The organism is Bartonella sp. CM120XJJH (assembly GCF_042194715.1).
GTDB lineage: Bacteria > Pseudomonadota > Alphaproteobacteria > Rhizobiales > Rhizobiaceae > Bartonella.
On the sequence record NZ_JBHINE010000040.1, the window covers coordinates 1 to 4,704 of the forward strand.

Here is a 4,704-nt window from a genome sequence, read left to right on the forward strand (position 1 = left end):
ACTTCCCATGCTAATTGGTCAACAAAACGCGCTCCATCTTCACATGTCGCATAACATTCAACATCTAGCGTTAAAACACGCCGCCTTACTCCAAAGTCATAGCCATCTTCAATTGTTTCACTTTGTGTTGAGATATTAATTGCAGGTGTGTTCTCAACGGAAAAGTTGAAATCACGCATATTGAAAACATTGTCACCAGCTGCCGTCTTTGCTGCTTTGATCAACGCAACAAAGCTTTCCCTTATCGTTTCTCGCGGATGCATGGGGGTTCCTGTTATTTAACATTTATCCTTTTCTTTATATTGGTATCGTGTTATGATACATAAAAGAACGAATAAAGGTGATTTGGTGATTGAATCTTTTGCTGATAAGCGGTGTAAAGATCTTCTAGAAGGCAATCCGCCCAGAGGCTTTCCCACCACTCTAGTGCGTATAGCCCAAAGAAAATTGTTTATGCTCGATAAAGCAGTTGATCTTAAAGATTTGCGCAGTCCTCCGGGAAATCGTCTAGAAGCATTGAAAGGAGAGCGTAAAGGTCAATATTCTATCCGTATTAATGACCAGTTTCGTATTTGTTTTGAATGGCGCTCTAATGGCGCCTATGAAGTTGAAATCGTAGATTATCATTGATCTGTAGGAGGTCGAGATGAAAAATTATATAGCGATTCATCCCGGAGAAATTTTACGAGAGGAATATTTAAAAGAATATGCTCTCTCTGCTTATGCTCTTGCAAAAGCATTAAATGTTCCACGCACGAGAATAGAACGTATTGTTGCTGAAAATAGTCCAGTGACTCCCGATACTGCTCTCAGATTAGCCTATTTTTTTGATACTACTGCTGAATTTTGGCTTAACATGCAAGCTGCTTATGACGTTAGTATATTACAAACTGAAAAAGCAGACGAATTTGCCAAAATCAATAAATTTGAATGTAGGGTTTAACCACCTCCCCATTTTGAGAACGGGGAGGGGAGATGTTTTTTACTTAAGCAATCTTTTTAATGGGGCTCTCTAAATCTGGTTCGTAAGCACGCAACAAAGAATCCATGCTATGCGGTAACTCTGAAGCTCCGAAATCTGTAAGGATTGCCAAAATCTTTGTAATATTCGGCACGTCATCTTGAAGTTTTAAAATCAAAGCTTTTTCCACTACACTCATAGCGTCAACCAAAGCAGTACACTCTTTGTCACTCATATTTTCATGTCTAGAAAATTGAGACAATGCTATCCACAAATCGCATAAGAAGTTAGTATCTACCTTCATTGTACGCCCCCAAAGATTTGTTCTCTCAAACATGCCAATCCTCTGGATGTAATTTTTGTTGAAGGCAGCACCTTTTCTGTTCCATCTGGTCTTTGAATGGTAATAGCAGGGCAATCCATAAAGCCTTTCTTTATTTTGTCTTGATAGGGTAACAGAGGCGCCCCTGGAGCCCGTCGATAGACCCAATCATGTTTACGCAAGTAATCCGTTAAGTCCTTAGGTCGTATCTCTAACATCTTTGCTGCTTCTATCAAACCAAACAAACCATCAGAGCGTTTTAAACCATCCAAAGCTTTTGCTTTTGGTGCTAATTCTGCAATAACATGATCTTTTTGCTCTATTTGGCTTTGTAAGTGATTCAAAACACCAAGTAATGCTTCGGGTTTAGAGTAGTCAACTTGTGGTGTAGCTACTTGTTTCAAAAGCCGTTCACATTTGATAAAGTATAAACGAGCTTCTCTACCTTTCTTATTGTTCTCAAGCATAGAAAGCTCTTTTGCTACATTTAGTGTAAGATAATATTCTTTTAACACTACATTTTGACGTTCGCCAGTTTTGGCGAGCGTTAAAATATAATCTATTCCCTCTTCTAAATTGTATTTGATAATACGGTCTTTAATCCAATTGGAAAAGTCTCGTTTTGCCTCTAAGAATGCGTGTAGATTACGTGCATTTACTGTTTGAACAGTTTCCTGTCCAACAGTTTGTTCCGATATCGGAATAAGAGTATTCATGTGAACTCCTTGCTATTTAGACGTTTTTGATTGACACTTATTATAAATAAAGTGCCGGGTGCTCAAAAACACGGTAGCAAGTCCGTCGTTACGCTTTTCCCAAAAGGGTATTGTATAGCGTAACTACACCCGACAAAGTCATTATATGCGTGTAACATACAATGAGTCAAAGCTTTTAATGTGCGGAAAATAAACTATCTCGGTAGTTTGTCCGATTGGTATTTAAGTTTTTTTTGAGGCACCTGATTTGATTATTCATACTCCTGTAATAATATCACTTTTTTCTAAAAATCATAAGAACATATTTACTTTATTTGTCGACTCATTTTAAATCCCCCAGCTTAGTTTTTTATTTATCACGGAGGGGAAAATAATGCTCGACATACTTGATACAATTGCGATGATTGTATGTTTGTTGTCGTTATCGGTGATGGTTGTCGGACTTGTTTTAGTGTGTATAAAAAAATGGCGTAAAAATGGATTGAAAACCCTTGGCATTGGAGTTTTATTATTTCTCGGCTTTGCAATATTAGGTGCGTTTTTTTTTCACAAAATCGAACCAGATCAAGTTGCATACAATAATGAAATTTTTTCCTCCTCCTCGACTTTATTAATAGATGTTGTTGCTCAAAATGAAAGCGTGAAACAGGCACTACCTGAGAATACTGATAAGCACAGTATCCATGTTCAAAATAAAAAGTCAGACGAAAATGATGGTCTGGGTTTTTGGGGATGGTTTTGGTTAATTTTCTTTGTATTTATTGTATTGTCTATTTTTCTTCATTGGCAAGATAAAAGCAAAAAACGTTTTAAAGAAAAAGTTTCAGAGCAGGTTTTAATGCCTCCCCCCCATATCCACCCTTCTTCTGATTTATCAGTTGTTAATAAAATGTCGCCGGAACTTGAAAAAAAACGGTTAGAAAAGAGGGTACAGATCGTTCTCCTTTGTGTTCTGTTGAGTGGAGGCATTGTGCTAATAGTAACTATTAGGCCATGGTTGTTAGTCCCCATTCTTATTGTTTTAATTTTTGTTATTATTGCCTATCGTGAGGCAAAAAAGGAAAAAAACTTTGAGCAAGAAGTTGCTTTGTGGCAATCAGATATTCCTCCCTCTAATTTTGAGGAAGCATGTAAAATTTTTCAAGAACTTGACGCAAGTGAATATGATTATCGTTTAGCACAAAATGAGAAACTGTTAGGAGTTCAAGAACGCGTTACCTTCGATATTGGCGAAAAGACTCCAGCTTTAGGGCGCCTTTTAGTAACAAATCAAGCTATTGTATTTGAAAGTCCTGAAGATAATGAAAGGACTACGTGGGCAGAAATTGCGTCAGTAACTATAACATACCAAAGATGTCACATCAGTCACCGTACTGGCGCACCATGGAATTACCGATTTAGTGCCATTCCAAATCCAAGATTTACAGCAGTAATCCGAGCTCTTGGACAGCCTTATTGATTTTTAAACACACCAAAAAAAGATGCCTCATTGTTTTATCTCCCGCAAGATAAGCTTATACATACCGGATTCAGAGGCTTGGACATCTGTGATCACGAAGTGCTCTTGAGAGGGGGCTTTGCTGTTTTCAGGGGAAATGATTACAACATTATCTTGAGGGTTTGGTGGTATTCCCCCGATATCATTGATACAAAGATCAAGTTCCTTTCTTGCAATTGTGGTAGGGATTCTACCTCCGGCGTCCGATTCTGAATGTTTAATGGTGTAAATCGCTGTGATCCGAAAAGATTGCTGGTTGTCCTTTCGCGTGTAGATGATGGGCTGCCCAAAGGTGTTGCGTACATCTTTAACCATTTGGTCTAGCAGCCCGTGCCATCGCATGTTATTTCGCTCCAATCACGGCTTTAAACAGCATTTCTGGGCGTGTACAGATGTAAAGCGGATAGCTATAAACCTCCGGTTTTACCCATGCATTACGGTCGTGATCAACGATCAGCAAGGTGTAGAGAGGCTTTCCAACGGTGTTGGCAAAATCCAAGCTTTCCCCAGGGGAAAAGGTTTTTTGGAATACACTAGGCGCATCAACAGGAAAGAATTGACATTCATCAGGCTTAATGCCTATGGCACGCTTTGTTCCAGCCTTCGCACTCACATTATAGTTGTGAATACTCCGGTAATTAATAAAAGTGACACCTGCAAAGTCAAAACTGCCAAAGCTGCCCGCGCCAAGAGCGCTTGGTGTTGCAACACCTCCGGCGCTATTAAGTGTTTGTGCTCAGGCTGTGTTTAAATAGGTTTCACGAATTGTTTTATGGTTTTTCAACTTGGAAAAGAATTCATTTCCACAAAGCCCAATAATCCGTGAACGATCAGAAAATGCTCCTTTTGAAGCCTCAATCATCCTCATAATGACTTGGTCAACATTGTCAGCAACATTGGTTGTCTCTGTATTCAGTTTAAAGTCAATGGGCTTTGGTGGTGTGATTTCCCATTCTTTGTACCAGTCAACAATGACAGAGCCATCAGCATCAAGGACAACACCTTGAACAGCACCAAGCTGCATATTTTCCCATGTCAATTCAATTTCAGAAATCAGTTTCTTTTGTTTTCTGGCAATATATTTCATTGCTGTCTCTAACTGATCTTCTGTGCCAAATTCACGACGGTTTTGGATTTCTTCTGATTTTACGGTATCACTTTTGGCAATCCGTGTTGTTTTGAAAAACCGAAGATTACGACCCTCTCT

6 protein-coding genes and 2 pseudogenes are annotated in these 4,704 nt (G+C 38.9%); 3 read left to right on the plus strand and 5 right to left on the minus strand.

What is annotated here, in order from left to right; translation table 11 throughout:
• A pseudogene (locus tag ACFIKU_RS09230) lies at positions 1–263 on the minus strand (hypothetical protein); the annotation flags it as partial.
• Positions 264–315: 52 nt separating this feature from the next.
• On the opposite strand from ACFIKU_RS09230, the gene ACFIKU_RS09235 reads away from it, so the two are divergent.
• Both ACFIKU_RS09235 and ACFIKU_RS09240 read left to right on the plus strand, forming a co-directional pair.
• On the plus strand, positions 316–630 hold the full coding sequence (locus ACFIKU_RS09235) for a type II toxin-antitoxin system RelE/ParE family toxin (RefSeq protein ID WP_273755754.1): 315 nt from the start codon (positions 316–318) through the stop codon (positions 628–630).
• Between the two features lie 16 nt (positions 631–646).
• Complete coding sequence (locus ACFIKU_RS09240; RefSeq protein WP_004861504.1) at positions 647–943, plus strand: HigA family addiction module antitoxin; 297 nt, start codon at positions 647–649, stop codon at positions 941–943.
• A gap of 43 nt (positions 944–986) precedes the next feature.
• On the opposite strand, the gene ACFIKU_RS09245 is transcribed toward ACFIKU_RS09240, so the two are convergent.
• Positions 987–1,265, minus strand: coding sequence for a hypothetical protein (locus ACFIKU_RS09245; RefSeq protein WP_375657333.1), 279 nt, complete (start codon positions 1,263–1,265; stop codon positions 987–989).
• On the minus strand, positions 1,262–1,999 hold the full coding sequence (locus ACFIKU_RS09250) for an antA/AntB antirepressor family protein (RefSeq protein ID WP_375657334.1): 738 nt from the start codon (positions 1,997–1,999) through the stop codon (positions 1,262–1,264). The genes ACFIKU_RS09245 and ACFIKU_RS09250 overlap by 4 nt, the downstream gene beginning before the upstream one ends.
• Before the next feature lie 373 nt (positions 2,000–2,372).
• Between ACFIKU_RS09250 and ACFIKU_RS09255 the strand changes: the two genes are divergently transcribed.
• Entirely contained in the window at positions 2,373–3,458 is a 1,086-nt protein-coding gene (locus ACFIKU_RS09255; RefSeq protein ID WP_375657335.1) for a hypothetical protein, read from the plus strand.
• A 27-nt stretch (positions 3,459–3,485) separates the two neighbouring features.
• On the opposite strand, the gene ACFIKU_RS09260 is transcribed toward ACFIKU_RS09255, so the two are convergent.
• Entirely contained in the window at positions 3,486–3,839 is a 354-nt protein-coding gene (locus ACFIKU_RS09260) for a hypothetical protein (protein ID WP_375657336.1), read from the minus strand.
• Between the two features lies 1 nt (position 3,840).
• A pseudogene (locus tag ACFIKU_RS09265) lies at positions 3,841–4,704 on the minus strand (major capsid protein); the annotation flags it as partial.